A 25,146-nucleotide genomic window follows, 5' to 3' on the forward strand; every position below is an offset into this window, starting at 1 on the left:
CGGACGATCAGGGAGCGCGGGATCACTCGGCTCGCGGTGTGTCCAGATCGGTGGTGATACCGGTCTCCTCCTCGTCCAACTGCCCTTCGAGCCGGTCGGCCACCCACTCGGTGATCCTGCGGGCCACGTCCTGCTCGGTGAGCCCGAGTTCGGCGAGCACCTCCCCGCGCGAGGCATGTTCCAGAAAACGATTCGGAATCGCGAGATCCCGCAGCGGAACGTCGATGTCCGCGTCACGCATGGCGGCCGCCAACGACCACCCGAAACCACCGTGCCGACCGCAGTCCTCGAGCGTGACGACGAGACGGTGACACCGGGCCATGTCGAGCACGGCACCCGGAACGGGAACCACCCAGCGCGGATCCACCACGGTCACGCCGATCCCCTGCGCGGCGAGTCGCTCGGCGGCGGCGACCGCGAGCTCGCCGAACGCGCCGACCGCGCTCAACAGCACGTCCCGTTCCTCGTTTTCGGCGGGGCGGCGCAGCACGTCGACGCCGTCGACCCGCTCGAGCGCGGGCACCTCGTCGATGACCGTTCCCTTCGAGAACCGCACCACGGTGGGGCCGTCCTCCACCGCGACCGCTTCCCGCAGCTCCTCACGCAGCGTCGCCGCATCGCGCGGGGCGGCGACCCGAATCCCGGGGATCATCCCCAGGACGGACAGGTCCCACATGCCGTTGTGGCTCGGCCCGTCGTCACCGGTGACGCCGGAACGGTCCAGGGTCACCGTCACCGGCTGCCGGTGCAGCGCCACATCCATGAGCAACTGGTCGAACGCGCGGTTGAGAAACGTCGAGTACACCGCGAACACCGGGTGCAACCCGCCCATCGCCATACCCGCGGCCGAGGTCATGGCATGCTGCTCGGCGATACCCACGTCCACGCAGCGATCGGGGTAGTTCCGGGCGAACTTGTCCAGACCGGTGGGGCCCAGCATGGCACCGGTGATCGCGACGATGTCGTCGCGTTCCCCACCGATACGGACGAGCTCGTCCGAGAACACGTTGGTCCAGCTGGTCGCGGTGGGACCGGTGGGGGCGCCCGTGGCCGGGTCCATCACCTTGACCTGATGCATCTGGTCGGCCTCGTGGTTCTCGGCGGGCGCGAAGCCGTTGCCCTTCTGAGTGACAGCGTGCACGATCACCGGGCCACCGAACGTCTTGGCCATCCCCAGCGCGTAGTCCAGTGCCTTGAGGTCGTGCCCGTCCACCGGCCCCAAGTACTTGATCCCGAGATCGGAGAACATCACCTGTGGGCTCAGCGCGTCCTTGATACCCCGCTTGGCCGCGTGCAGGCCGGTGTAGAGCGGCCGCCCCACCACCGGAAGACTGCGCACGGTACGACGACCGTTCTCCAACGCCCGCTCGTAGCCGGGACGCAACCGCAGCGAGGCCAGGTGCTCGGCCAGGCCACCGATCGTGGGTGCGTAGGAACGCCCGTTGTCGTTGACCACGATCACCAGCGGGCGTTCCTGGTCGGCCGCGATGTTGTTGAGGGCCTCCCAGCACATGCCTCCGGTCAGTGCCCCGTCGCCGACCACGGCGACGACGTGGCGACCGGAGTCGCTCAGCTGGATCGCCCGCGCCAGGCCGTCGGCGTAGGACAACGAGGTGGAGGCGTGGCTGTTCTCCACCAGGTCGTGCTCACTCTCGGCCCTCGAGGGGTAACCGGACAGCCCGTCGCGTTTTCGCAGCCGGTCGAAACCCCGCTGCCTGCCGGTGAGCATCTTGTGCACGTAGGACTGGTGCCCCGTGTCAAACACGATGGGGTCGCGCGGTGAGTCGAACGCACGGTGCAACGCCAGGGTCAGCTCGACCGCACCGAGATTCGGACCGAGATGACCACCGGTACGCGACACCTTCTCGATCAAGAAGGATCTGATCTCGGCGGCGAGCTCGACCAACTCACCGTGCTCCAGGCGCTGGACATCGGCCGGACCGTGCACGGACTCCAGCAGCGTCACCGCTCCACCTCGCTCGTCGTGACCGACTACAGGTCTCGGGGCACGGACACGGCTCCGGTTCGCGGAGCGGCCCGCTGCCCACAGCACGCGGCTCCCATCACGGGAACCGCGCTTCGAACTCTCACTTCGCACATCACGTGCCTGCCGTGATGTATTACATCGTCACGTGTTTCGGGATCATGCACTACGGGGTCATGTAATACAGGGTCACCACGTGACTTCGCCAGTCTACGGAGCCACGAACGACGTGATTCCACAAGGCGTAGCGACGCGCTGACTCACGAGTTCCGTTCAGTATCCTCCAACAGAGCGATGCATTCCACGTGCTGCGTCATCGGAAAGGCGTCGAAGGACTCCAACCGGCTCAACCGGTAACCCCGCTCCCGGAAGAGCCCGATGTCGCGTGCCAGAGAGGCGGGATCGCAGGCGACGTGGACGACCCGGCTCGGCCGTGCACGGCTGATCGCGTCCACCACCTCGCTGCCCGCCCCCTTGCGCGGCGGATCGAGCACCACCACGTGGGGAGCGGGAACGGTCGGCTCGGTCACCACGCGTTCCACACGGCCGGATCGCACCCGAACCTGCGGCAGATCGGCCAAGTTGGCCTCGGCGTCGCGTACCGCCGACTCACCGGACTCGACGAGCAGTACGTCACCGCTCGGTCCGGCCTGCTGCCCGAGCACGGCCGCGAACAGTCCGACACCGCCGTAGAGGTCCCATGCCCGGCCACCGGAAGGGACATCGGCCATCCGGGCGACGACTTCGGCGAACCGATCGGCGGCCTCGGGGTGCACCTGCCAGAAGCCCTCCGAACGGACGCCCCACTCCCGCCCCACCGCGGTCTCGTGAGCGATCCCCGTTCCCCGTACCTTCCGGGCGGACCGGGTGGGACGGCCACCGCCACGACCGGAGCGCCGGGGCCGAACCGAGTGCTCGGTGACGTGCACCTCTCCCGAACCGTCCCGGGTGACGGCCACCTCGGCCCCTGGCGTCCAGGAACGGGAAGCGACCTCGTCGAGCGCGCCCTCCATCGTGATCGGGCAGTCCCGAACCGGTATCACGCGGTGACTGCGGTGTGCCCGAAAACCGACCGCGCCGTCGTCGTCCACCGCCAACCGGACACGGCTGCGCCAGCGCAGCGGACCACCGGGCAGCGGCGACACCTCGACCGGGTACTCGACCCCCGCCAGTCTGGTGAGTTGCTCGGCCACCACGGCGGCCTTCAGCTCCCGCTGGACGGCCGGGTCGACGTGCTGCCAGTCGCAGCCACCGCAACGATCGGTCCCGCGTGCGATGTCGGCCAGCGGGCAGGACGGTTCCACCCTGCCGGCAGCGGCTTCGACCACCGCCACGGCATCGGCGCGGCAGAACCCACCGCCACGGTCCTCGGTCACCAGTGCGTCCACGGTCTCTCCGGGCAGGGTGTGCCGCACGAACACGACCCGCCCCTCGTACCGGGCGACACAGTGCCCGCCGTGGGCCACCGCACCGACCTCGAGACGAAGCCGTCGCCCCGTCCAGTCCGGTTTGTCATTCACCAGGTCTCACGGCTCCAATCAAAGGTGGCTTCCGGCGGACGACCGGCACGGAAACCGATGCGGCGACAATAGCGACGGTTTCCCGTGAAGCGCGGCGCGTGGGGTCGGGAACACCGGGCAGTGCACACCGGTCGGTAGCACCGCCCCGGCACGGACGTGCGTCGGGAGGATCAACGCTGCCCGTTGCCCCTGTTCCCGCTGCTGCGCTCCCCGTTGCCCTTGTTCCCGTTTCCGGCTCCCCAGCGCACCGAACGGCGGGGCGTGGGCGCGCGCAGATCGACCCTGGTGGAGGACTCCAGCTGCCACGGAACACTGGTGACCATCACACCCGGCTCGAACAACAACCTGCTCTTGAGGCGAAGCGCACTCTGATTGTGCAGCAACTGCTCCCACCAACGTCCGACCACGTACTCCGGGATGAAAACGGTCACCACATCACGCGGACCGTCCCGCCGGATGCGCTTCACATAGTCCACGATCGGTCGAGTGATCTCACGATAAGGGGATTCGAGCACCTTGAGCGGGACCGTGATGTCACGTTCCTCCCAAGCCGCCACCAGCTTCCTGGTGTCCGAGTCGTCGACGTTGACCGTGATCGCCTCCAGCTCGTCGGGCCGGGTGGCGCGTGCGTAGGCCAGTGCCCGCATGCTCGGCAGGTGCAACTGCGAAACCAGCACCAGACCGTAGTTTCGGGAGGGCAGTACCGTCGGCCCGTCGGTGCGGCTCAGCTCCGCACTGACCCGATCGTAGTGCTTGCGGATACCACGCATCAGCAGGTAGCCCGCGACCATCGCGGCGATCGCGATCCAGGCACCGTGCAGGAACTTCGTGATCAGCACGATGACGAGGACCGTGGCGGTCATCGCGAGCCCGATCGAGTTGATCACGCGAGCCCTGCGCATGCTGGCCCGGGCGGAGGGGTCCTCCTCGGTACGTAACCGCCGGTTCCAGTGTCTGATCATGCCGCTCTGACTCAGCACGAACGAGACGAACACACCGACGATGTAGAGCTGGATCAGCTTGGTCACCTCGGCCTCGAACACGAGGACCAGCACGGTGGCGAACCCGGCCAGGAACAGGATGCCGTTGGAGAAGGCGAGTCTGTCGCCCCGAGTGTGCAGCTGCCGCGGCAGGTACCGGTCCTGCGCCAGGACGGAGCCCAGCAACGGGAAACCGTTGAAGGCGGTGTTGGCAGCCAGCACCAGGATCAGCCCCGTGCAGAAGATCAGGTAGTACACGGCGGGTGTGAACCCGCCGAACACCGCGTGAGCCAGCTGCGCGATCAGCGTCTTCTGCTCGTAGCCCTCCGGCACCCCGATGAGCTGGTGCCGCGGGTCCTCCGCGATGACCACACCGGTGATGCGAGCCAGCATGAGCAGCCCCATGAACATGGTCACGGCGATCAGACCCATCCACAACAGAGTCGTGGCGGCATTGCGCGGTTTGGGCTTGCGGAAGGCGGGAACACCGTTGCTGATGGCCTCCACGCCGGTCAACGCGGCGCTGCCGGAGGAGAAGGCGCGCAGCACGAGGAAGACGAAACCGAGTCCGGCGATCTGGGAGGGCTCCTGGGCCAGTTCGAAGCCCGCGCTCTCGGCCCGCAACTCGTCACCGCGCACGTAGGCGCGGTAGAGCCCGACACCGATCATTCCCAGGATACCCAGCACGAACGCGTAGGTGGGCACGGCGAACGTGGTGCCGGACTCGCGGGCGCCCCGCAGGTTCACTGCCGTGAGCAGGGCGATGGCGCCCACCGCGAAGGCGACCTTGTGCGTGGCCACGAACGGCACGACCGAGCCTATGTTGGCGGCGGCCGAGGAGATGGAGACGGCGACGGTGAGCACGTAGTCGACCAGCAGCGCGCTGGCGACCACGAGCCCCCAGCGGCGACCGTGGTTGGTGGTGGCTACCTCGTAGTCACCACCCCCCGAGGTGTAGGCGCGGACGTTCTGGCGGTAGGAGGCCACCACCACCAGCATCACCGCGACGACGACGAGGCCGATCCACGGGCTGATCGCGTACGCCGATATACCGGCCACGGACAGCGTGAGCAGGATCTCCTGCGGCGCGTAGGCCACGCTGGACATCGGGTCCGACGCGAACACCGGTAGGGCGATGCGTTTGGGCAGCAGCGTGTGCGACAACCGGTCACTGCGGAACGGTCGGCCCACCAGCAGACGCTTGGTCACGGTCGCGAGCTTGGACACGGCCAAGAGCGTAGGAGGCCGCCCGCGACCCGCTCCCGCGGGATCGCGTGCCCGAACCGCATCCCGCACCGGGACGGGTCGTCGCGGCACCCGCCGATGGTCCCCCGACAACGGCGGCGTTACCGGGATCTCCGGGCCGAAACCGGTGACCGCGAACTCGTTGCGCACGGGAAACCGAACACCGGGTTCGCGATGGGCCCCCTGGATGAGCTACCCCTGCCTCACTCGATACGGTGCACCGGCCCGCGTCGACTCAGCGCGTAGTGTCGATCCGCTCCGTCGTCCTCACCGGATCGGGCCGTTTCGAGACACGGAGACTCGGCACAGCGACGGGTACTGTCAGAGCTGTGGGAAGGGTCACGGATCCCGACACAGTGGGTCCGGCAACCAGCCGAGAGCGAGGAAACCGGTCGTGCATGTCGTGATCATGGGCTGTGGCCGAGTGGGGGCTTCCCTCGCGGCCGCACTGCAACGGCTCGATCACACCGTGGCAGTCGTGGACAAGAACGGTGAGTCCTTCCACCGGTTGAGCAAGCAGTTCCACGGCCAGTGTGTGACCGGGAACGGTTTCGACCGGGACGTACTGATCGAAGCCGGGATAGAACGGGCGGGCTCCTTCGCCGCCGTGTCCAACGGGGACAACTCCAACATCGTCTCGGCACGGGTGGCCCGGGAGACCTTCGGGGTGGATCACGTGGTGGCACGGATCTACGACCCGAAACGGGCCGAGGTCTACCAGCGGTTGGGGATTCCGACGGTGGCCACGGTGCCGTGGACCACCGACCGGTTCCTGCGGATGCTGCTCCCGGAGGGGGTGGCGACGGATTGGCGGGATCCGTCCGGGAGCGTGGCCGTGCTGCGCCTGCCGTTGCACGAGAGCTGGGTGGGCAGGCGCACCCGTGACCTGGAAACCGCGACCGGATGCCGGGTCGCGTTCATCATGCGGTTCGGCAACGGTGTGCTGCCGAAGTCGGACACGGTGGTGCAGGCCGACGACACCGTCTACGTGGCGGCCCTGTCGGGAACGATCACCGAGATAACCGCGACGGCGCAGCGCCCACCCGAGGAGACCCAGTGATGCGCATTGCCATAGCCGGAGCAGGCGCGGTCGGGCAGTCCATAGCCGGCGAACTCCTCGACGGCGGGCACCAGGTCATGCTCATCGAGCGCTCGGCGCAGAACTACCAGCCCAGGGCCATTCCGGGAGCCCAGTGGGTGCACGCGGACGCCTGCGAGCTCTCCTCGCTGGAGGAGACCGGCATCGAGACCTGCGACGTGGTGATAGCGGCCACCGGTGACGACAAGGTCAACCTGGTGGTCTCGCTGCTGACCAAGACGGAGTTCGCGGTCAGGCGAGTCGCGGCACGGGTGAACGATCCGCACAACGAGTGGTTGTTCAACGAGGCGTGGGGAGTCGATGTGGCGGTGTCTACCCCACGCATGCTGGCCGCGATGGTGGAGGAAGCGGTCAGTGTCGGTGACATCGTCCGACTCATGACACTGCGTCAGGGCCAGGCCAACCTGGTGGAGATGACCCTGCCCGAAGGGGCTCCGCTGGCGGGCCGCAGGGTCCGTGACCTGACGCTTCCGGCGGACGCCGCACTGGTCACGATCCTTCGCGGTGGGCGGGTCATCGTTCCGCAGCCCGACGACCCGCTGGAGGTGGGTGACGAGATGCTCTTCGTCGCCTCGGGCGACGTGGAACGGCGGATCAGCGAACTGGTGCACGACCCGCCGGGCCTGGACTGAGGTGTACCGGCCGCGAGCGGGACACTCCCGTATCGATCGGATTTCCGAGCGGAACGGTTCACGGGAGCGGTCCCCGGAACGGCCGGGAGGAAAACGCGGCGGGGCCGCCCTCCCGGCAGCCGGAGTCATCCCATTTCGTGCCGGGGACGCGCCGGAGTCACCTCACCGGTACCGGCACCACCGTCGGAGCCCCCGGAATCGGCTTCGCGCGCCTGTTCGGCGACCTTGCCCGCGCGTCGAATGGCCCAAACCGTCACCAGCAGTGCCAGCGCGGTGAGCGGATAACCCATGGCGATACGCGCCACGGCCAGCCAGCCCGTCTCGTCAGCGGCGTAAAGCCACTGCTGCACCACGAACTTGGCGACGAAAACGATCGTCCAGGCAAGCGTCGCCAGATCGTAACCGGTCAAGGCCTTTCGCTGCTCTCGCCACCGGAACCCGTGCCCGTTGAGCACGGACCAGGCGACGCCGATCAACGGCCAGCGCACGAGCATCGAAACGAGGAAGACGCCACCGTAGATCAGGCTGGTCCAGATCCCGAGCAGAAAGAACCCCTTGGCATCCCCCGTGCGGTAGGCGATGAAGGAACAAATCGCCACCCCGAGCACACCCGAGACAGCCGGTTGCAGGGGTTCCCTGCGGATGATCCGCACCAGGGCGAGCACGAGGGAGCTCGCGATGGCGATCCAAATGGCCGGAACCATCCCGACCAGCGAGTTGACGACGACGAACACGACGATGGGAACGGCGGAATAGGCGAGACCGCTGACACCGCCCATCTGCTGCAGCAGTGTCTGCTCGGCCCCGTCGCTCCCCTCGGCGGGGGCACGCATCCCGAACGGCGCCTTGGGCGAACCGGCGGACCCGTCGGACCCGCCGTCGGACGCCTCGTCGTAACTCCGGACGGGGTCGGCCCCGTCCGGAGTGGATGAACTGGATTCAGTCATGCGGTGTTCTGCAACTCGTAGTAGGGATTGTAAAGAACCTTGTGACCATCACGATCGGCAATCCGACCGCGGGCCTTTATAGTTCTGCCGGGTTCGATACCGGTGATCTGACGCCTGCCGAGCCAAACCAATGTCACCCCGTCGGTGCCGTCGTACAGCTCGGCTTCCAACGTGGGGACCGAAGCCTTGGGCGCCATACCGACGCAGCGGACTCGGCCCAGCACCTCCGCTTGTTCACCGCACTTGCAGTCGCACGCCCGCCTGGCTCCGCTCGCCCGCGACCTCTCGGAGAGGTCGTCGGCGTCGAGTTCGGCGACGTCGCTGGTGAGGCGACGTACGAGGCGGCGGAGGTAGCCGTCTCCGGTGTTGCTCATCTCGCGCTCCTGTGCGCAGTGGGCCAGTGTGCCCGCGCGGGTTCTCACCCGTGCGAGTTCAGCCTAGTCTCGTAGTCCAGCCTCATGGGGGTAACGACGGTTCGAGCGAACGACTTCCGGCTTCGAACCACAGCCGGAGTACGAGCGTTCTCAGGCTCCCGCCTGCTCCTGCTGCTGCTGAATGTGCTGTGCGATCTCCTCGGGAAGCTCGATCGGCAACGGGGTGCGGACCGGCATGGGATCCGAACCGCGATCGACGACCGTCTCGTCGATGACCGCGTACAGTAGCTTCGTGCACGCCTCGAGGTCCTCGGACGGGCTGGCCGCCACACCGCGCAGCAACCAACGAGGCCCGTCCACGCCGACGAACCGCAACGAGGTCCTGTCCGTGTCGGCCACGAGTTCGGTGTCCCAGATTCCCCGCTCGTGACGCACGTCGGCCCCGTCGGAACGCAACTGCTCGATCAGTTCCTGGCGCACCTCCTGCCAGAGGTCACCGGTTCGCGGAGCGGCGAACGCGCTGACGGTGAGCCGCCCGGAGGGAGTGAGCAGGTGCACGGCCCGCACCGGCCCCTCGGGATCGACCTCCACCTGCAACTGGCTGTTCTCCGGCACGGGCAACCGCACCGATCCGAGATCGAGCCGTTCGACCTCGTCGTGCGGAGCCTCGTGCTTGTCATAGGGTCCGCCGTCGGGCGCGGAATCCGCCCCGTCGTGATAGTCCTCGCTGACGTCGGAACCATCCGCGTCATTCTCGCGTCCGTCGCGACGGCGCCATCCGAACATCCCGTCAGACCTCCGTACTACCGGTCGTATTGCCTGTGTCGCCAACCTCGGCCGAACCCGTCAACGCACTGTGACCTCCGGTCGAACCATAACCGTCGGAACCGCGTACCGACTCCGGCAGTTGGACGACCTCCTCGAAAACGGCGTGTTCGACACGCTGCACCACCAACTGGGCTATTCGGTCCCCGCGCCGCAGTACGATCTCCCGGTCCGGATCATGATTGATCAAGCACACTTTGATCTCACCCCGGTAGCCCGCGTCAACGGTTCCCGGGGCGTTGACCACGCTGAGCCCCGACCGGGCGGCCATCCCGGAACGCGGGTGCACGAAACCGGCGAACCCCTCCGGGAGAGCTATGGCGATCCCGGTGCCGACCACAGCACGACGCCCGGGATGGAGCACCAGGTCCTCCGCTGTGACGAGATCCGCACCGGCATCACCGGTCCGGGCGTAGGACGGGGGTTGTATTTCGGGATCGACACGAGTAAGCAGGACCTTCACGCTTGGCACGGGGCGCAAGACTACCCTGAGGACGTGTCGGATAGTTCAGAAGCGGCCCCCGAAAGCGGTCCCACAACCGGGTTGAATGACACGACCGGAGAAATCCGCTATCGGGAACGGCTGCACGTCTCCTGGTGGAGTTGGCCGTTGCCACTCGTAGCGGCCGCTCTGCTGGCCGCCGAGGTGCACATGGGGTATCCGGGCATTCGGGCGTGGCTGCCCTACGCGGTGCTGTTGCCGTTGTCGATAGCCCTGCCGGTCTGGCTGAGTCGAACGCGCCTCGTGGTCACCGAGCGGGAACTACGGGCGGGCAACGCGCGGCTACCGCTGCGATTCGTCTCCGACGTCGAGGTGATCCCACGGGAACGGAAACGACGAGCGCTCGGCCCGGAACTGGATCCGGCGGCTTTCATGATGCACAGCCCTTGGGCACCAACCGCCGCACGAATCTGGTTGGACGATCCCGACGACCCGACCCCCTACTGGGTGATCAGCACGCGGCACCCGGAACGACTGGCCGAGGTGCTGCGGCGTGGCGAACGGCAGTCCGGCGGAGAGCTACGAGAGGAATAGCCCGGGGACACGTGCTCGGAGTACGCGCACCGCATCCGGACAGCCCGTGGCGATGGTGGATCGGCTCGGTGCCGAACGGTCCGGTGAGAAGTGCGCCAAGATGAGAGCGGCGCGTCCGCCGCGGCACGCGTCGAACGTGAACAGCGGACTGGACGTGCGATTCATCACATCCAGCCCGCCATCGGGTCCTCGACCCACGCGTTTCAGGCCGCGCAGTCGCGGCAGACGTATTTCCCGTTCCGCTCCCCCGCCAGTCGATTGCGGTGGTGCACTAGGAAACAGCTGGAGCAGGTGAACTCGTCGGCCTGCTTCGGGAGCACCTTGACGGTCATCTCCTCACCGGAGAGGTCAGCACCCGGAAGCTCGAAGTTGTCCGCGATCTCACCCTCGTCCGTGTCCACGGACCCGGACTGAGCATCGTTGCGTTTGGCCTTGAGCTCTTCCAGCGAGTCCTCGGGAAGATCCTCGGACTCGTTGCGCCGCGGAGCGTCGTAGTCGGTGGCCATCTCGTTTCACCCCTGCATTTGTGGAGATTTGCAATGGTGTGCCGCTGGTCAACGTTCCAGGGCTCCAATTTGTGCCCGCACGCGAGAGTGGCGGAGGTCTCCGTTTGTCCTGCGCTCCAAGTTCCCCCGAAACGAGCGACCGACCTCAACCTCACAGCGTGGAGCGCGGGAAGGGTAGCTCATCCCGGAGCGTGATACGCACCGGGTCACCCATAGGTGTGGTATGTGCTTCACCCCGCCGCCGGTGAATCCTGTGACCCGGGCAACGACATGGCAGGGTGGACACGGTCGAACGGGCACGAAGAACGACATCGGTCGGCCGCGGAGACGGTGGGGGCGCTCCACCGTTGTCACGATCTGTCCCAGCGACGTAACGGCACACCTGGCAACGACGAAGACACACCGGGCAACAACTTCGACACGACTGTCCGCACGAGGCCGCGTAGTCGCGTATCAACACCTAAGCTGATTGGGGCGGACAGTCGATTCGGCATGAAACCGTTTCGATCTAACTCACCGGGACGAATGACGGCTCGATCAGGGGAGGGTGGCAGAACGTGTCCACCGCGAGCACAGGAAAAGGGCTGCGGGGTCCGCGGTATCGGCGCCGGCGTCCATTGCCCGCGTTGATCCTGCTCGCCGTACTCGCCCTGTTGTCGGGTTTCGTCTGGACCAGGGTGTTCGAATCGACCGAGTCGGTGGAAATGGCGACTCGCTGCAACTTGCCGGAAGCCGAAGCCGGCGCCTCGGCGACGAAGCCCGGCGAACCTCCCACGAAGACGCCGGCGGGCACGATGCTGTCCCGCGAAGCGTTGGACGAGACCACGCCGAGCCCCCCGCAGGACGTCTCGGTGCACGTGTTCAACGCCAACGGTGAGGCCAATCAGGCCACTCTGGTCACCGAGGAGCTGAACAATCTCGGATTCGCCAAGGGGGGCGACCCGGCCAACGATCCGGTCTACACGGATCTGAACCTGAAATGCCACGGCCAGATACGCTACGGCCGTGCGGGTGCCGGAGCCGCCCGCACGCTGAGCCTGATCGCCCCCTGCGCGCAGTTGGTCCGTGACCAACGCCCCGGCGCGACGGTGGATCTGGCGCTGGGATCGGAGTTCGACAGGGTGCGCGCCACCCAGCAGGCACACCAGGTACTGCAACAACTCAAGAACTGGGCCAAGGAGAACCGCCGGAGCGGAGCCGACCAGCAGCGGGTGGGCCAACCGAACGTCTCCGAGGAACTGCTCGACGCCGCCCGTGACGTGCACTGCTAACCGTTGCCCTTCCCCGGGCCCCACACGGGACCGGGGGTGTTCCCGGTCCCGTATCGACCGCGACGCGGGTACGGCGTCGGACTCGGTTCACGCCCGAGCTCCGGGCGAGTGGCGCGGCACGCGAAGTTCTCAGATATCGGCGGCCCCGTGCTCGAACAACTTGCCGGTGAGCCCGTCGACGATCCCGGGCGCAGCGCAGACGATGGCCTCGTCCCCCAGACCGTCGGTGGTTCCCGTGGCGGGCAGTCGTAGCCGCGCGCCCGCCTCTGCGGCTATCAGCGAGCCGGCGGCCCAGTCCCATCGCGACAGGCCGTGTTCGTAGTAACCGTCCAGCCATCCGGCGGCAACAGCACACAGTTCGAGGGAAGCCGCACCACCGCGCCTGATGTCGCGTATCTCACCGGCCAGCTCCAACAACAGCGAAGCCTGTCGGACACGACGTTGCCGGAGATAACTGAATCCGGTACCGAGCAACGCCAGGTCGAGGCGATGCGAATCGGCGACCCGGAGGGGCTCACCGTCGAGATCGGCACCGTGGCCCACCGCGGCGCTCCAGACACGCCCCGACGGGGGTTCCACCACGGCGCCCGCCAACGAGACGCCGTCCAGCTGCGCGGCGATCGAAACGGCGTACGCGGGATAGCCGTAGAGATAGTTGACGGTTCCGTCGATGGGATCGACCACCCAACGCAGCCCCGCCTGTTCGGCCTCACCCCCCTCCTCCTCGCCGAGTACCGACTCGCCCGGCCGGAGTTCGGCGAGTCGCCGCCTGATCAGCTTCTCGACCGCCCGGTCCGCGGCCGTCACCACGTCCGTCTCGGTACTCTTCGTGTCCACCGCACCCGTGGTGACGATCTCGTTCCGCATGGTCATCGCCAGGTCGGCGGCCTCCCGCGCGACGAGCACCGAAGTGTCCCGCAGCCCCACGGCGTCATACTGATGTGTCAAACCCACGTTCACATCGCAACACAGCGCGGTTAAAGTCTGCACACCTCGTCCTGAATCGAATAGGAAGGATCAGGCATGGGCACTGCCCGCGGATTCGGCATTGACATCGGCGGCTCCGGCATCAAGGGATGCCCGGTCGATGTCGAGGGTGGAGTCCTGGCCGACGAACGGCTGCGCATCTCGACTCCCCACCCCTCCACCCCGGAAGCCGTGGCCGATGTGGTCGCCGAGATCGTCGGCAAGTTCGGCTGGGACGGCCCGGTGGGCATCACACTACCGTGCGTGATCAAGAACGGCACGGCGTTGACGGCCGCCAACATCGACGAAGACTGGATCGATACAGACGCTCAGGGGCTGTTCGCCAAGCGGCTCGGGCGAGCTCGTGAGCAAATCGTAATGCTCAACGACGCCGACGCCGCGGGGCTGGCCGAGATGCGCTTCGGCGCCGGAGTGGAACGCGAATCCGGTCTCGTAGTCGTCCTCACGTTCGGCACCGGCATAGGCAGCTCGGCGTTCCTGGACGGGCGTCTGCTGCCCAACACCGAACTCGGGCACATCGAGGTCGCCGGGAAGGACGCCGAGGCGGAGGCAGCGGCCTCGGTCAAGGACAACCTCGGACTCAGCTACGAGGAGTGGGCTCCCAGGGTGAGCAGGTACATCCAGGGTCTGGAGAAGTTCCTGTGGCCGGATCTGATCATCGCGGGGGGCGGTGTCAGCAAGAAGTCGCACAAGTGGCTGCCGCTGCTGCAGAACCGAACTCCGATCGTGGCGGCGTCGCTGAAGAACGACGCGGGTATAGTCGGTGCGGCATCAGCCGCCGCGCGACGCGCGTAGCATCCGGCTACGGTGCGAAGACAACCGCACCGCGACTTCCCGAGCCGTGCACCGGGCGTTCCCGCGACGGGAGCGTGCGGCGCGGGCCCGGGGGTTGGTGCGCCGAACGGGGAATGTGGCTTCCGAGCGCGACGAACTCGGGGCATCGGAGACCCGTGCACACGACACGGTGTTCTGATCAGCCTTGCAGCGGAACCACACTCACCTGACGCAGTTACAATGGAACACGTCCCACCGAATTCACGGCCTTCCGGCACGCCTCGTAGGGCTCGAACGGTGGGTTGTCCCCGACCCCTGGCGGCCGAGGTTTCGCGCCCCCGGCCAGCCCTGACAGACCGTCGCGAAAGGGCGTACGTGGCAGCCGCAGAAACCGCAACCCGACGCTCCGGCTCCGCTGCAGCATCAGGCGGGGCCCGGTCCGAGCCCAACAAGACGAAGACCGCTTCGAACGCGGACACGGCTCCCGAGGCCGAGACCGACGAAGCACCGAAATCCTCGTCCACCGGCAAGAAGAGCTCCAAGGGATCGACCACGACAAAGTCGAGCGGAACCAAGTCCAGCGGAACCAAGTCGAGCGGGACGAAATCGACCGGCCGCAAGAGCACTTCCAAGTCGTCGGCGAAGTCGACGACGAAGAAGACGGCCAAGTCGGCCGGTGACGACACCGCGTCCCAGTCGACGGGCGAGTCGACTCCGGATCAGGCCAACGGCGAGAACCTGGAGATCGACGAACCGATCGAGACCGACCTGAGTTCGGCCAACATCGGAGACGGCGAGCTCGACGACATCGAGGTCGACATCCCCGAGGAGCCGGAGGTCGTCGAGGACGAGGAAGGCAAGACCGACCCGGACTTCGTCTGGGACGAGGAGGAGTCCGAAGCTCTCCGGCAGGCCCGCAAGGATGCCGAGCTGACAGCTTCGGCCGACTCAGTGCGTGCCTATCTCAAGCAGATCGGCAAGGTCGCGCTGCTCAACGCGGAGGAAGAGGTCGAACTCGCCAAGCGGATCGAGGCGGGCCTCTACGCCGCCGAGCGACTGCGGCAGGCGGAGGAAGCGGGCGAGATGCCCCCCTTGCAGCTGCGGCGGGACCTGCGCTGGATCGTGCGCGACGGTGAGCGTGCGAAGAGCCACCTGCTGGAGGCCAACCTGCGGTTGGTGGTGAGCCTGGCCAAGCGCTACACCGGGCGGGGAATGGCCTTTCTGGACCTGATCCAGGAGGGAAACCTGGGCCTGATCCGTGCGGTCGAGAAGTTCGACTACACCAAGGGCTACAAGTTCTCCACCTACGCCACCTGGTGGATCCGACAGGCGATCACACGCGCCATGGCGGACCAGGCCCGCACGATCCGTATTCCGGTCCACATGGTCGAGGTCATCAACAAACTCGGCCGTATCCAGCGTGAACTGCTGCAGGATCTGGGGCGCGAGCCCACTCCGGAAGAGCTCGCCAAGGAGATGGACATCTCCCCCGAGAAGGTACTGGAGATCCAGCAGTACGCCAGGGAACCCATCTCGCTCGACCAGACCATCGGTGACGAGGGCGACAGCCAGCTCGGTGACTTCATCGAGGACTCCGAAGCCGTGGTGGCCGTGGACGCGGTCTCGTTCACCCTGTTGCAGGACCAGCTGCAGTCGGTGCTGCAAACGCTCTCGGAACGGGAGGCCGGCGTGGTCCGCCTCCGGTTCGGACTCACCGACGGACAGCCACGCACGCTGGACGAGATCGGACAGGTTTACGGCGTCACCAGGGAACGCATTCGCCAGATCGAGTCCAAGACGATGTCGAAACTCCGGCATCCCTCGCGGTCCCAGGTGCTGCGCGACTACCTGGACTGAGTGATCCGTTACGGGCCCGTGCCCGCTCGGGGTTCTCCCGGGTGGGGCGGTTCCCGCCAGGCGTGGCGGGGCACTTCGTGGGAACCACATCGTGTGCCCCGCTGCCCGGCAGTACTTCCGGTTCACGGTCCTCCGGCCGGGGCCGGCCAATGGGATCGTGCGGCCGGGTGAACGTGTTCCAACACCCGAAATCGCACTAACTCCGGCAGCCCCGGAACCGCGCCCGCCCCGAACGGGGGCCGGGCGCTTTTTCGTGTCGGCTCCGAACCCGCCCGAAGCGAAGTCCCACCGCTCGCCCCTGGGTGACGGACGGCGGGGCGCCACTCTCGCCGCGGCCACACCGCGGCCACGAGGCCGGGAGCCTGATCGTGAATGGCCTCGGCCGGGTCGTTCGGTCCGTCCACCCGTTCCGGAGAGGACCCCGAGCGATACACCCCTCGCCAAAAGTGATCTGGACCATATTTTTCGTGCCGCAGGTCGGGAACAGGGCGACTCCGTCCGTTCGCCCACAGCGGAACCCTTGGCGTCGCAACAAGCGAAAATGTGCTGAAAAACATACTGAAGAGCTATTGCTTTTTGATTCACATCACAGATCGTGATCGACCAACAGTATTGTTTTCGCTGGTCAGAAGGCCAATAACAGGCAGGGCTACAGTGTGCTCCCCCTCACTCCGCCATTCGGGCATTTCCGGGTGACGCAAGTCGCTGATCGAGGTTGGAACAGTGACGCGAGCCCAAGTGTCTGTAAGAGTGGAACTTGCGACACCGGCCCCGTCGCCAGCGGGCTACCGGTGGTTGCAGCAGGATCGAGGCGTCGGGTACCCCCGACGCCGGGACGGAGGGAGATTCCGATGCCTGACACACTCACCCGCCCCGAGTTGACCGCCGCCGACCGCTGTGACCGCTGCGGGGCCGCCGCAAAGCTCAGGGCAGTTCTCCAGTCCGGCGGAGAACTGCTGTTCTGCGGACACCACGCCCGTGAGTTCAAGTCGGGACTCAGCGAGATCGAGGCGGATCTGCAGGAAGACGAACAGATCGAACTCTGAGGTCACGGTTACCGGACCCTCGGGACGCCGGACGAGCCGAGCAGTCGGTGAATCCGGCCACCCGGCGAACTCCGGAGCCGGTTCCGGGGATGGAACCACAACGAGTGCCCGGTCGGATTCCTCCGGCCGGGCACTTCGTGTTTCGTTCCCCCTCACCCCGCCGGCTCCCCTGCCCCACTGCCCCTGCCCCACCGGAGCCGGACGGATCCGGACCGGAAGCGGCGGGAGGCACCGGCGGCCACCCCGATACCGGCCCGGATGCCGAGACGTCGTCAGGAACCCGGGCACGTCACCGGAAGCCCGAGCACGTCACCAGGAACGAAGGGTGGCGATGCGCTCCTCCAGCTGTTCGATGCTGGCGCTGGCGGTGGCCGGCCCGCCACAGACGCGACGCAACTCCTTGTGAATCGCCCCGTAGGGCTTGCCGGTCCGCTGGTGATGCAGTGAAACCACCTTGTTGAGTTCCTTGCGCAGCTCCTTGAGGCGCTCCTGGACACTCTGCGAACGCTGCTTGTCGGCCCCGGACTGCCCATCACCGGACGATCCACCCTGCTGCGAAGCGCCCCTCGGTGGCGTGGCCTGCTCCGCCTTGTGTTGCTTCTCGCGCTTGTCAACCTCGCGCAGCTGATCCTGCTGGCGCTGCTGCAACAGCGCTCGCACCTGGTCCGGCTCCAGCAGACCGGGCAACCCGATGTAGTCCTGCTCCTCCTCGGTGGTGGCGAAGGCAGCGGTACCGAACGAGGAGCCGTCGTAAATCACCTGGTCCAGCTCGGCCTCGGCTCCCAGCGAGGTGTAGGGCTGCTCGTTCTCCCCCGGCTCGTCGCGCTGCCGGTTGGCCTCGACCAGTTCCTCGTCGTCCCAGCCCTCCTTCTCCCGGTGCGGCTTGCCGAGCACGTGGTCGCGATCGGCCTCCAGCTGGCTGGCGAGTTCGAGCAGCACGGGCACGCTGGGCAGGAAAATACTGGCGGTCTCGCCGGAACGGCGGGCACGTACGAACCGGCCGATGACCTGTGCGAAGAACAGCGGAGTTGAGGCACTCGTGGCGTAGACCCCCACCGCGAGCCGCGGCACGTCCACTCCCTCGCTGACCATGCGCACCGCCACCATCCAACGGTCGTCGGACTCGGCGAAGGCGGCGATTCGCTCGGAGGCCTGCGGATCGTCGGAAACCACCACGACCGGTTCCGTTCCACTGATGCGTCGCAGCGTCTTGGCGTAGGAACGGGCGCTCTTCTGGTCCGAGGCGATCACCAACCCGCCCGCGTCCGGCATCCCGTCGCGGCGGAGGTGGGTGAGTCTGGTGTCGGCGGCCTGCAGGACGGAGGGAATCCATTCCCCACCGGGATCGAGCGCGGTGCGCCAGGCACGCGCGGTCTGCTCGGCGGTCATGGGCTCGCCCAACCTGGCGGTGAACTCGTCACCGGCGCTGGTGCGCCAGCGGGCCTCGCCCGAGTAGGCGAGGAAAATGACCGGCCGGACCACACCGTCCCGCAGCGCGTCGGAATAGCCGTACAGATGATCGGCCTTGCTGCGCTGCGCCCCGTCGGAGTCGGGCTCGTAGGTGATGAACGGGATGGGGTTGTCGTCGGAACGGAACGGTGTACCGGTGAGGCTGAGCCTGCGCTCAGCGGGGGTGAATGCCTCCCGAACCGCGTCGCCCCAGGATTTGGCATCGCCCGCGTGGTGGACCTCGTCCAGAATCACCAGGGTTTTTCTGCGCTCGGTTCGCACCCGGTGCAGATTGGGATGCGAGGCGACCTGTGCGTAAGTGAGCGCGACACCACGATAGTCACGGGAGGTCGTACCGTCGGAGTTGCTGAACTCGGAGTCGATCGGGATCCCGGCGCCGCCCGCGGCGAGCGCCCACTGATGCTTGAGGTGCTCGGTGGGGGTAACCACCGTCACAGCCTCCACCGTCCGGTCGGCCAACAACTCGGCGGCGACGCGCAGCCCGAAAGTGGTCTTACCCGCTCCCGGAGTCGCCACCGCCATGAAGTCGCGTGGTTTGCTCGCCAGGTACCTCGTCAGCGCTCTGCGCTGCCACGCACGCAGCGGCTTCTCGTTGGCCTGTGACGGGTCGCTGAGCACCGAACGAACGGATTGGTCAACTTGCGCCTCGGACACGCTCGTCTGCCACTCCTTTCCGATCAACACCCGCAGCCGGAGTCATCCGCCTCCGATCGGCCGAAACCCTCGGCAACGATACTTCCGCGCGGCACCAAGAACCTCCGGGAGCCTACCGCTCGACCACTCGCCAACGAGCCCGCAGGGGCGGGGGCGCCGGAGAATGAAACCCCGCGACGACTACCGGGCGCACTACGGACACCGGCGACGACATACTGGAAGTGGTATGAATCCGAGTTCGAACCGCGACGGGCGGGGACGCTCCCGCAGCCGAGCGAGCGGACCGAGACGCCTGGTGGTTCAAACCCTGCGCAAGTCGTGGAACGACGACATCTTCTCGGAGTCGGCGGCCGCCGCGTTCTGGCAAACGCTCTCCCTGCCGCCGCTGCTGCTGGGACTGCTGGGCAGCCTGGGGTTCGTGGGTGAGTGGCTGGGCCCCGAAGTGGTCGAGACCATGCAGCGCAGAGTCGTGGGATTCGCCGGAACGATCTTCAGCGACAACGTCGTCAACCAGATCATCCGTCCCACGGTCGCCGACATCCTGACCAGCGGGCGGACGAGGGTCGTCTCGGTGGCGTTCCTGCTGTCGCTGTGGGCCGGTTCCTCGGCCCTGGCCTCGTTGATCGACTCGATCACGCTGGCCTACGACCAGTACATGGTGCGTAACGCGATCTGGCAACGGGTACTGGCACTGTTGCTGTACCTGGTCAGCCTGGTCGCCGCGATGCTCATCCTGCCGCTGACCGCGCTGGGGCCGCGCTGGCTGCTCGACGTGCTGCCCGAGTGGCTCCGTGCGGACGTGACCGTGCTCATCCGGCTGTTGTACTTCCCGGTCACCGGGGTACTGCTGGTACTGGCGCTGGCGACGCTGTACAAACTCGCGCTGCCCCGCAAGCTTCCCTGGCATCGCGGGTTGCCCGGCGCGCTGCTGGCGATGGTGGTGTTCCTGTGCTCCAGCGTGGGGCTTCGCCTCTACATCACCTGGGTGACCAGCACCGGATACACCTACGGTGCGTTGGCCACTCCGATAGCCTTCCTGCTGTTCGCCTTCTTCATCGGATTCGCGGTGGTGGGCGGAGCGCAGTTCAACAACGCGATTCAACGCACCTGGCCCGCCGGGATGACGCGACGGGAACGGCGGCGCTGGCGGCGCCTGGAGATGCAACGTGCCGCCCAGCGGTTGCGCACCGAACGTGGCTACGAAGCCTGGCGTGGCGGTACGGGGCACGACAGGACGGAGCACGAGCGGACGGGGCGGGACCGGGAGCACGGCACCACGTCCGAGGAGTCCGGCGCCACGACGAATTCCGCTCCCACAACCGGGGACTCCGACGGTGCCCGCGGGCCGGATTCACCCAGCGCGGGACCGGGCGCCGAACCTCCGCACCGCGGGCGACCGCCGACCGAACCGAATTCGGAATGAGACACGGAACGAGATCGGCCCTACTCGTCGTCGCCACCACCGGGCGGGAGCCCCTCGAAGATCTCCTTGCACTCCGGACACACCGGGGAGCCGGGTTTGGCCGATTTGGTGACCGGGAACACCTCGCCGCACAGGGCGACCACGTGGCTGCCCATCACGGCACTCTCGGCGATCTTGTCCTTCTGGACGTAGTGAAAAACCTCGGGCCGGTCGTCACTGGTCTGCTCGGTGTTCTCCGGCCGGGTATCGGTCTCCGGAAGAGTAGTCGTAGTCATAACACCATGATGCCCCACCACGTGGGACCGCGACGCCGTCCGGTAGCGGCCGAGCCGAGGAACAGCCCCGGAAGGGCCATTACCGTCATTCCCCGTCGATCACCCGGTGCTCCGTGTCCTCCAGCTCACGCTTCCGGGAATCGCGGTGGTACCGGTTGACGTGCTCGCTCTTGCGAGGAGGCCGGTCATTGGCCACCAACACCGCTATCCAGGGCAACGGGATGGAGACGGCGATGATGATCAGGGACAGCCACCAGATCGGGTAAACCATGACGGCCGCCACCAGACAGGGGATGCGCAAGGACATCATCAGCGCGTACTTCTTGCGCCTGGCCGCTTGCTGATCGTCGTACGACGGCTCTGCCTCGGTGATGAGCACCGGGGTGTCGTCACTACGCTGGGAGCCACTCACGACACCACCTCCACACTCACATCGTCCCACTCGACCGTCCCACCGCACATCCCCGGCGTGATTCGTCCCGGAGGACGCGGGCGAGCGCGCGGTACCCGGCGACCTCGGTCGACGCCGCCGGATCACGGGTGTGCCCGAATCCGGAGGACACCGACGTGTGAGGATCGAGGACGTGACTCCCGAACTATCGCACGATCGCATCGACCGGCTGCGCGAGGCGTTGCTCGCGGCGAACTACACGGCCGACGGCGTGCTCGACACGTTGGGGCCGCAGGCCCACGCCGCCCTGGGAAGAGGGGAACCCGAACCGGCGATTCGGGCCACCTCCGAAGCGGACGCGCTCCACACGCTCATCCGCGTCTTCCTGCTCGGGCACCCGGTCGACCGGGCCGCGGCGGAACAGGCACTGCACCCGCTGACCGTGGAAGAGGCCGTCGCGGCAGGCGTCCTCGTGCACGACGGTGACTCGGTACGTGCGGGACTGGACATCCGACCGCACGCCGCCACGGGCAACTCGTGGTGGATCATCTCCGACCTGGACGCGGACACGCGTCCCTCGAACCTGCCGGTTTCCCGCGAGCACGTGCTCGGAGTCGGCCACGCCTCGCTGAGTCTGATACGAGCCACCCCGACCAGGCAGGTGGGATCGTTGCTCGACCTGGGGACGGGATGCGGCGTGCAGGCGCTGCACGCCGGCACGCACGCGGAACGGGTGACGGTCACCGACGTCTCCGAGCGGGCGCTGTCGCTCGCGAAGGCCACGTTCCGACTGAACCGCATCGATGTGGAGGCGCTCCACGGCGACTGGTTCGAGCCCGTGGCAGGACGACGCTTCGACCAGGTGGTGTGCAACCCGCCGTTCGTGGTCGGCCCCGCACGAACCGATTTCGTCTATCGCGACTCCGGACTGTCCGGCGACGACGCGAGCGCTCTCGTGGTGGGCAGAGTTCCGGAACTGCTCAACGAGGGCGGCACCGCACACGTGCTCGCCTCGTGGCTGCACCTGGAGGACGAGGACTGGCGGGAACGGGTCGCCGGCTGGTTGCGCCACACCGACGTGGACGCCTGGTTCGTGCAGCGCGACGTGGCCGAGCCGGAGTTGTACGTCGGCACGTGGTTGCGCGACGCCGGGATCGACCCGAAGTCGGAAACCGGCAGGACCAAATCGGCCGAATGGCTGGAGTGGTTCGAGGCCAACGGTGCCACGGCCGTCGGTTTCGGCTTCGTCACGCTGCGCCGCAATCCGGGGCAACAGCCCGGTGAGGTGGTGTGCGAGGACCTCAGGCAGGCTTTCGACGACCCCCTCGGCGCCGAGGCCGACGAATGGCTGCGCAGGATCGAGTGGCTGCGACAGCGCCCGACCCGGGAGGAGCTGCTGCGCAGTCCATTGGTGACCGCACCGGGGCTGGTGCTGGAGCGGGTCAGCTCGCACGAGCAGGACGGCTGGAGCACCTTCGTACACCGACTGCACCGGACCGACGGACCCGGCTGGCAGCACGAGGTCGACGAGATCGGGGCCAACCTGATCGCGGGTTGCCAGGGCGCGCTCGCCACCGACGAACTGCTGGAGCTGCTTGCCGCCGGACACGGGGCCGATTCCGCCGAGCTGGCCCGTTCGGCCGAACCGGTGCTGCGTGAGTTGATCCGGCACGGCATGCTGCTGCCCGCCGAGTGGGGACCACAGCGATGAGGGCGGTGGTGACGCGAGTCTCGGAAGCGGCGGTGCGCGTGGACGGCGAGGTGGTGGGAAGCATCACCGAGCCGGGGCTGCTGGTACTGGTGGCGGCGACCCACTCGGACACCTCCGAGCAGGCGGAGGTCATGGCGCGCAAGCTTCACGAGCTGCGGGCGCTGCGGGACGAGCGGTCCTGCGCCACCGCTGACGCACCGTTGTTGGTGATCAGCCAGTTCACCCTCTACGGGAGCACTCGGAAGGGGCGGCGGCCGTCCTGGAGCGCCGCGGCGGCGCCCGAACAGGCCGAACCGCTGGTGGAGTCGGTGGTCGAGCGGCTGCGCGACCGGGGTGCCCGCGTCTCGACGGGTGTCTTCGGAGCGGAAATGGCTGTGGAGAGCACCAACGACGGCCCGTTCACGCTGCTCGTGGAGACCTGATCGAAGTTTTCCGGTCGGGTTGGTGGGTCGCTCGCTCGGCGGACCTCTCGCACGTCTCGTGAGCGGTTCCGGAGACATCGAGTAGGTAGAGCGTTTGCCCCGCCGTTCTCAACGTATAGCGCGCCCGGGGACTTGTGGCAAGACCCGGGTCGTAGCGCAGGCTTGTCCGCCGAACCTACGGAGACGGGGGAATTTCAGTGATCGACGTGATCATCGCGGGTGGCGGGCCGACCGGCCTGATGCTGGCCGGTGAGCTGCGGTTGCACGGCCTGCGCGTGCTCGTGCTGGAACGGGAGGTGGAGCCGACCCCGGTGGTCCGCGCACTCGGGCTGCACGCGCGCAGCGTGGAGGTGATGGACCAGCGCGGTCTGTTGGAGCGGTTCCTGACGCACGGCAGGCAGTATCCGGTCGGCGGCTTCTTCGCGGGCATCAGCAAGCCGTCACCGGAGCGGTTGGACACCGCACATCCGTACGTCCTCGGAATCCCGCAGCCGATCACCGACCGCCTACTCACCGAGCACGCCACCGAGATGGGCGCCGAACTCGCCCGTGGCCGCGAACTGGTGGGGGTGGAGCAGGACGAAGCGGGGATCACCGCCGAACTGGCGGACGGCACACCACTGCGCTCGCGCTACCTCGTCGGCTGCGACGGCGGGCGAAGCACGGTGCGCAAACTGCTCGGCGTCGGCTTCCCCGGTGAACCCGCCAGCACCGAGACGCTGTTGGGTGAGATGGAAGTGACCGAGGATGCGGCGACGGTTGCCGCAACCGTCGCGGAAGTCCGCAAGACCCAACCGCGGTTCGGCCTCGGGCCCCTTGAGGACGGGGTGTACCGCGTCGTCGTCCCCGCGGCGGGGGTCTCCGAGGACCGTTCGGTCCCACCAACCCTCGAGGAGTTCAAGCAGCGGTTGCGGACCTTCGCGGGCACCGACTTCGGCGCGCACTCACCGCGCTGGCTCTCCCGCTTCGGCGACGCCACCCGGTTGGCCGAGCGCTACCGGGTCGGCAGGGTGCTGTTGGCGGGTGACGCGGCGCATGTGCACCCGCCCACCGGCGGGCAGGGACTCAACCTCGGCATCCAGGACGCGTTCAACCTCGGCTGGAAGCTCGCGGCCGAGATCAACGGCTGGGCGCCGGAGGGGCTGCTGGACAGCTACCAAACCGAGCGGCACCCCGTGGCCGTGGACGTGCTGAACAGCACTCGCGCGCAGATGGAATTGCTGTCCACCGAGCCGGGCCCCCGCTCGGTACGCGAGCTGGTGTCGGAACTGATGGACTTCGAGGAGGTCAATCGTTACCTGATCGAGAAGATCACCGCGACCGGGATCCGCTACGACTTCGGCGGGGGTCACGAGCTGCTCGGCCGTCGGATGCGGGACGTGGAGTTGGGACGGGGACGGCTCTACGAGCTGATGCACCACGGTCGCGGGCTGTTGCTCGACCGAACCGGTCGGCTCTCGGTGGCGGGCTGGGCGGACCGGGTGGAACACGTGGTGGACGACTTCGAGGAACCGGACGTGCCCGCGATGCTGCTGCGGCCGGACGGCCACGTGGCCTGGGTCGGCGACGACCAACCGGAGCTGGTCGAGCGGCTGCCCACCTGGTTCGGCGCCGCGTGCTGAGCGCACGGCTCGTTCGAACGCCGAGGGGAGCTCGGTCGGAACACCGCGCTCGCGGCTTCCGCCTCTCCCCTGGCATCTTCTCCCACACGGGCATC

The 25,146-nt window shown here is 67.3% G+C and carries 23 protein-coding genes; 11 read left to right on the plus strand and 12 right to left on the minus strand.

Features of this window, described 5'->3' with window-relative positions:
- Positions 1-22: 22 nt before the first annotated feature.
- The 3 genes from dxs to BM394_RS15210 form a co-directional block, all read right to left on the minus strand.
- Entirely contained in the window at positions 23-1,966 is a 1,944-nt protein-coding gene (gene dxs, locus BM394_RS15200; protein WP_092979130.1) for a 1-deoxy-D-xylulose-5-phosphate synthase, read from the minus strand.
- Between the two features lie 278 nt (positions 1,967-2,244).
- Positions 2,245-3,504 carry a class I SAM-dependent RNA methyltransferase gene (locus BM394_RS15205; RefSeq protein WP_092979132.1) on the minus strand — a complete coding sequence of 420 codons (1,260 nt, stop codon included), beginning with the start codon at positions 3,502-3,504 and terminating at the stop codon, positions 2,245-2,247.
- Between the two features lie 170 nt (positions 3,505-3,674).
- Complete coding sequence (locus BM394_RS15210; protein WP_092979383.1) at positions 3,675-5,711, minus strand: APC family permease; 2,037 nt, start codon at positions 5,709-5,711, stop codon at positions 3,675-3,677.
- Between the two features lie 412 nt (positions 5,712-6,123).
- Here BM394_RS15210 and BM394_RS15215 point away from each other — a divergent pair, with 412 nt between their 5' ends.
- A complete protein-coding gene (locus BM394_RS15215; protein WP_092927184.1) occupies positions 6,124-6,789 on the plus strand; it encodes a potassium channel family protein in 666 nt (221 codons plus the stop codon).
- Positions 6,789-7,460 (plus strand): potassium channel family protein, encoded by a 672-nt coding sequence (locus tag BM394_RS15220; protein WP_092979134.1) that lies wholly within the window; start codon positions 6,789-6,791, stop codon positions 7,458-7,460. The genes BM394_RS15215 and BM394_RS15220 overlap by 1 nt, the downstream gene beginning before the upstream one ends.
- Positions 7,461-7,585: 125 nt before the next feature.
- Here BM394_RS15220 and BM394_RS15225 read toward each other — a convergent pair whose 3' ends face one another.
- From BM394_RS15225 to dut, 4 genes are all read right to left on the minus strand, one after another.
- The gene (locus tag BM394_RS15225) at positions 7,586-8,293 is read right to left on the minus strand and encodes a DUF3159 domain-containing protein (RefSeq protein ID WP_342752726.1); all 708 of its coding nucleotides are present in this window, start codon (positions 8,291-8,293) and stop codon (positions 7,586-7,588) included.
- Between the two features lie 110 nt (positions 8,294-8,403).
- Entirely contained in the window at positions 8,404-8,781 is a 378-nt protein-coding gene (locus tag BM394_RS15230; RefSeq protein ID WP_092628784.1) for an OB-fold nucleic acid binding domain-containing protein, read from the minus strand.
- Between the two features lie 150 nt (positions 8,782-8,931).
- Positions 8,932-9,567: a DUF3710 domain-containing protein gene (locus BM394_RS15235; RefSeq protein WP_092979138.1), complete on the minus strand. Its 636-nt coding sequence runs from the start codon at positions 9,565-9,567 to the stop codon at positions 8,932-8,934.
- Positions 9,568-9,571: 4 nt separating this feature from the next.
- Positions 9,572-10,078, minus strand: coding sequence for a dUTP diphosphatase (gene dut, locus BM394_RS15240; protein ID WP_092927176.1), 507 nt, complete (start codon positions 10,076-10,078; stop codon positions 9,572-9,574).
- 24 nt (positions 10,079-10,102) lie between these two features.
- On the opposite strand from dut, the gene BM394_RS15245 reads away from it, so the two are divergent.
- Positions 10,103-10,642: a DUF3093 domain-containing protein gene (locus BM394_RS15245; protein WP_092979141.1), complete on the plus strand. Its 540-nt coding sequence runs from the start codon at positions 10,103-10,105 to the stop codon at positions 10,640-10,642.
- 203 nt (positions 10,643-10,845) lie between these two features.
- Here the strand turns inward: BM394_RS15245 and BM394_RS15250 are convergent, their stop codons facing one another.
- Complete coding sequence (locus tag BM394_RS15250; protein ID WP_092628599.1) at positions 10,846-11,148, minus strand: DUF4193 domain-containing protein; 303 nt, start codon at positions 11,146-11,148, stop codon at positions 10,846-10,848.
- A 557-nt stretch (positions 11,149-11,705) separates the two neighbouring features.
- On the opposite strand from BM394_RS15250, the gene cei reads away from it, so the two are divergent.
- Positions 11,706-12,419 carry an envelope integrity protein Cei gene (gene cei, locus BM394_RS15255; protein WP_175530119.1) on the plus strand — a complete coding sequence of 238 codons (714 nt, stop codon included), beginning with the start codon at positions 11,706-11,708 and terminating at the stop codon, positions 12,417-12,419.
- Positions 12,420-12,548: 129 nt separating this feature from the next.
- Here the strand turns inward: cei and BM394_RS15260 are convergent, their stop codons facing one another.
- On the minus strand, positions 12,549-13,379 hold the full coding sequence (locus tag BM394_RS15260; RefSeq protein WP_092979145.1) for an inositol monophosphatase family protein: 831 nt from the start codon (positions 13,377-13,379) through the stop codon (positions 12,549-12,551).
- Positions 13,380-13,442: 63 nt separating this feature from the next.
- Here BM394_RS15260 and ppgK point away from each other — a divergent pair, with 63 nt between their 5' ends.
- The 3 genes from ppgK (at position 13,443) to BM394_RS15275 (ending at position 17,083) form a co-directional block, all read left to right on the plus strand.
- On the plus strand, positions 13,443-14,201 hold the full coding sequence (ppgK, locus tag BM394_RS15265) for a polyphosphate--glucose phosphotransferase (protein WP_092979147.1): 759 nt from the start codon (positions 13,443-13,445) through the stop codon (positions 14,199-14,201).
- A gap of 327 nt (positions 14,202-14,528) precedes the next feature.
- Entirely contained in the window at positions 14,529-16,037 is a 1,509-nt protein-coding gene (locus BM394_RS15270) for an RNA polymerase sigma factor (protein WP_092979387.1), read from the plus strand.
- 851 nt (positions 16,038-16,888) lie between these two features.
- Positions 16,889-17,083: a DUF7455 domain-containing protein gene (locus tag BM394_RS15275; protein ID WP_092628606.1), complete on the plus strand. Its 195-nt coding sequence runs from the start codon at positions 16,889-16,891 to the stop codon at positions 17,081-17,083.
- A 309-nt stretch (positions 17,084-17,392) separates the two neighbouring features.
- Here BM394_RS15275 and BM394_RS15280 read toward each other — a convergent pair whose 3' ends face one another.
- A complete protein-coding gene (locus BM394_RS15280; RefSeq protein WP_092979392.1) occupies positions 17,393-19,207 on the minus strand; it encodes a DEAD/DEAH box helicase in 1,815 nt (604 codons plus the stop codon).
- A 226-nt stretch (positions 19,208-19,433) separates the two neighbouring features.
- Between BM394_RS15280 and BM394_RS15285 the strand changes: the two genes are divergently transcribed.
- On the plus strand, positions 19,434-20,630 hold the full coding sequence (locus BM394_RS15285) for a YihY/virulence factor BrkB family protein (RefSeq protein ID WP_092979149.1): 1,197 nt from the start codon (positions 19,434-19,436) through the stop codon (positions 20,628-20,630).
- Positions 20,631-20,650: 20 nt separating this feature from the next.
- Here BM394_RS15285 and BM394_RS15290 read toward each other — a convergent pair whose 3' ends face one another.
- The gene (locus tag BM394_RS15290) at positions 20,651-20,905 is read right to left on the minus strand and encodes a DUF3039 domain-containing protein (RefSeq protein WP_092628608.1); all 255 of its coding nucleotides are present in this window, start codon (positions 20,903-20,905) and stop codon (positions 20,651-20,653) included.
- 85 nt (positions 20,906-20,990) lie between these two features.
- Positions 20,991-21,317, minus strand: coding sequence for a DUF3099 domain-containing protein (locus BM394_RS15295; protein ID WP_092979151.1), 327 nt, complete (start codon positions 21,315-21,317; stop codon positions 20,991-20,993).
- Between the two features lie 172 nt (positions 21,318-21,489).
- Between BM394_RS15295 and BM394_RS15300 the strand changes: the two genes are divergently transcribed.
- The 3 genes from BM394_RS15300 (at position 21,490) to rox (ending at position 25,051) form a co-directional block, all read left to right on the plus strand.
- Positions 21,490-23,007, plus strand: a complete 1,518-nt coding sequence (locus tag BM394_RS15300) for a DUF7782 domain-containing protein (RefSeq protein WP_092979393.1) — start codon at positions 21,490-21,492, stop codon at positions 23,005-23,007.
- Positions 23,004-23,429: a D-aminoacyl-tRNA deacylase gene (gene dtd, locus BM394_RS15305; RefSeq protein ID WP_092979153.1), complete on the plus strand. Its 426-nt coding sequence runs from the start codon at positions 23,004-23,006 to the stop codon at positions 23,427-23,429. Before BM394_RS15300 ends, dtd begins: the two co-directional genes overlap by 4 nt.
- A 197-nt stretch (positions 23,430-23,626) precedes the next feature.
- The gene (gene rox, locus BM394_RS15310; RefSeq protein WP_092979155.1) at positions 23,627-25,051 is read left to right on the plus strand and encodes a rifampin monooxygenase; all 1,425 of its coding nucleotides are present in this window, start codon (positions 23,627-23,629) and stop codon (positions 25,049-25,051) included.
- The last annotated feature ends 95 nt before the right edge of the window (positions 25,052-25,146 follow it).

This window comes from Actinopolyspora lacussalsi subsp. righensis (assembly GCF_900116555.1).
Classification (GTDB): Bacteria; Actinomycetota; Actinomycetes; order Mycobacteriales; family Pseudonocardiaceae; genus Actinopolyspora; species Actinopolyspora lacussalsi.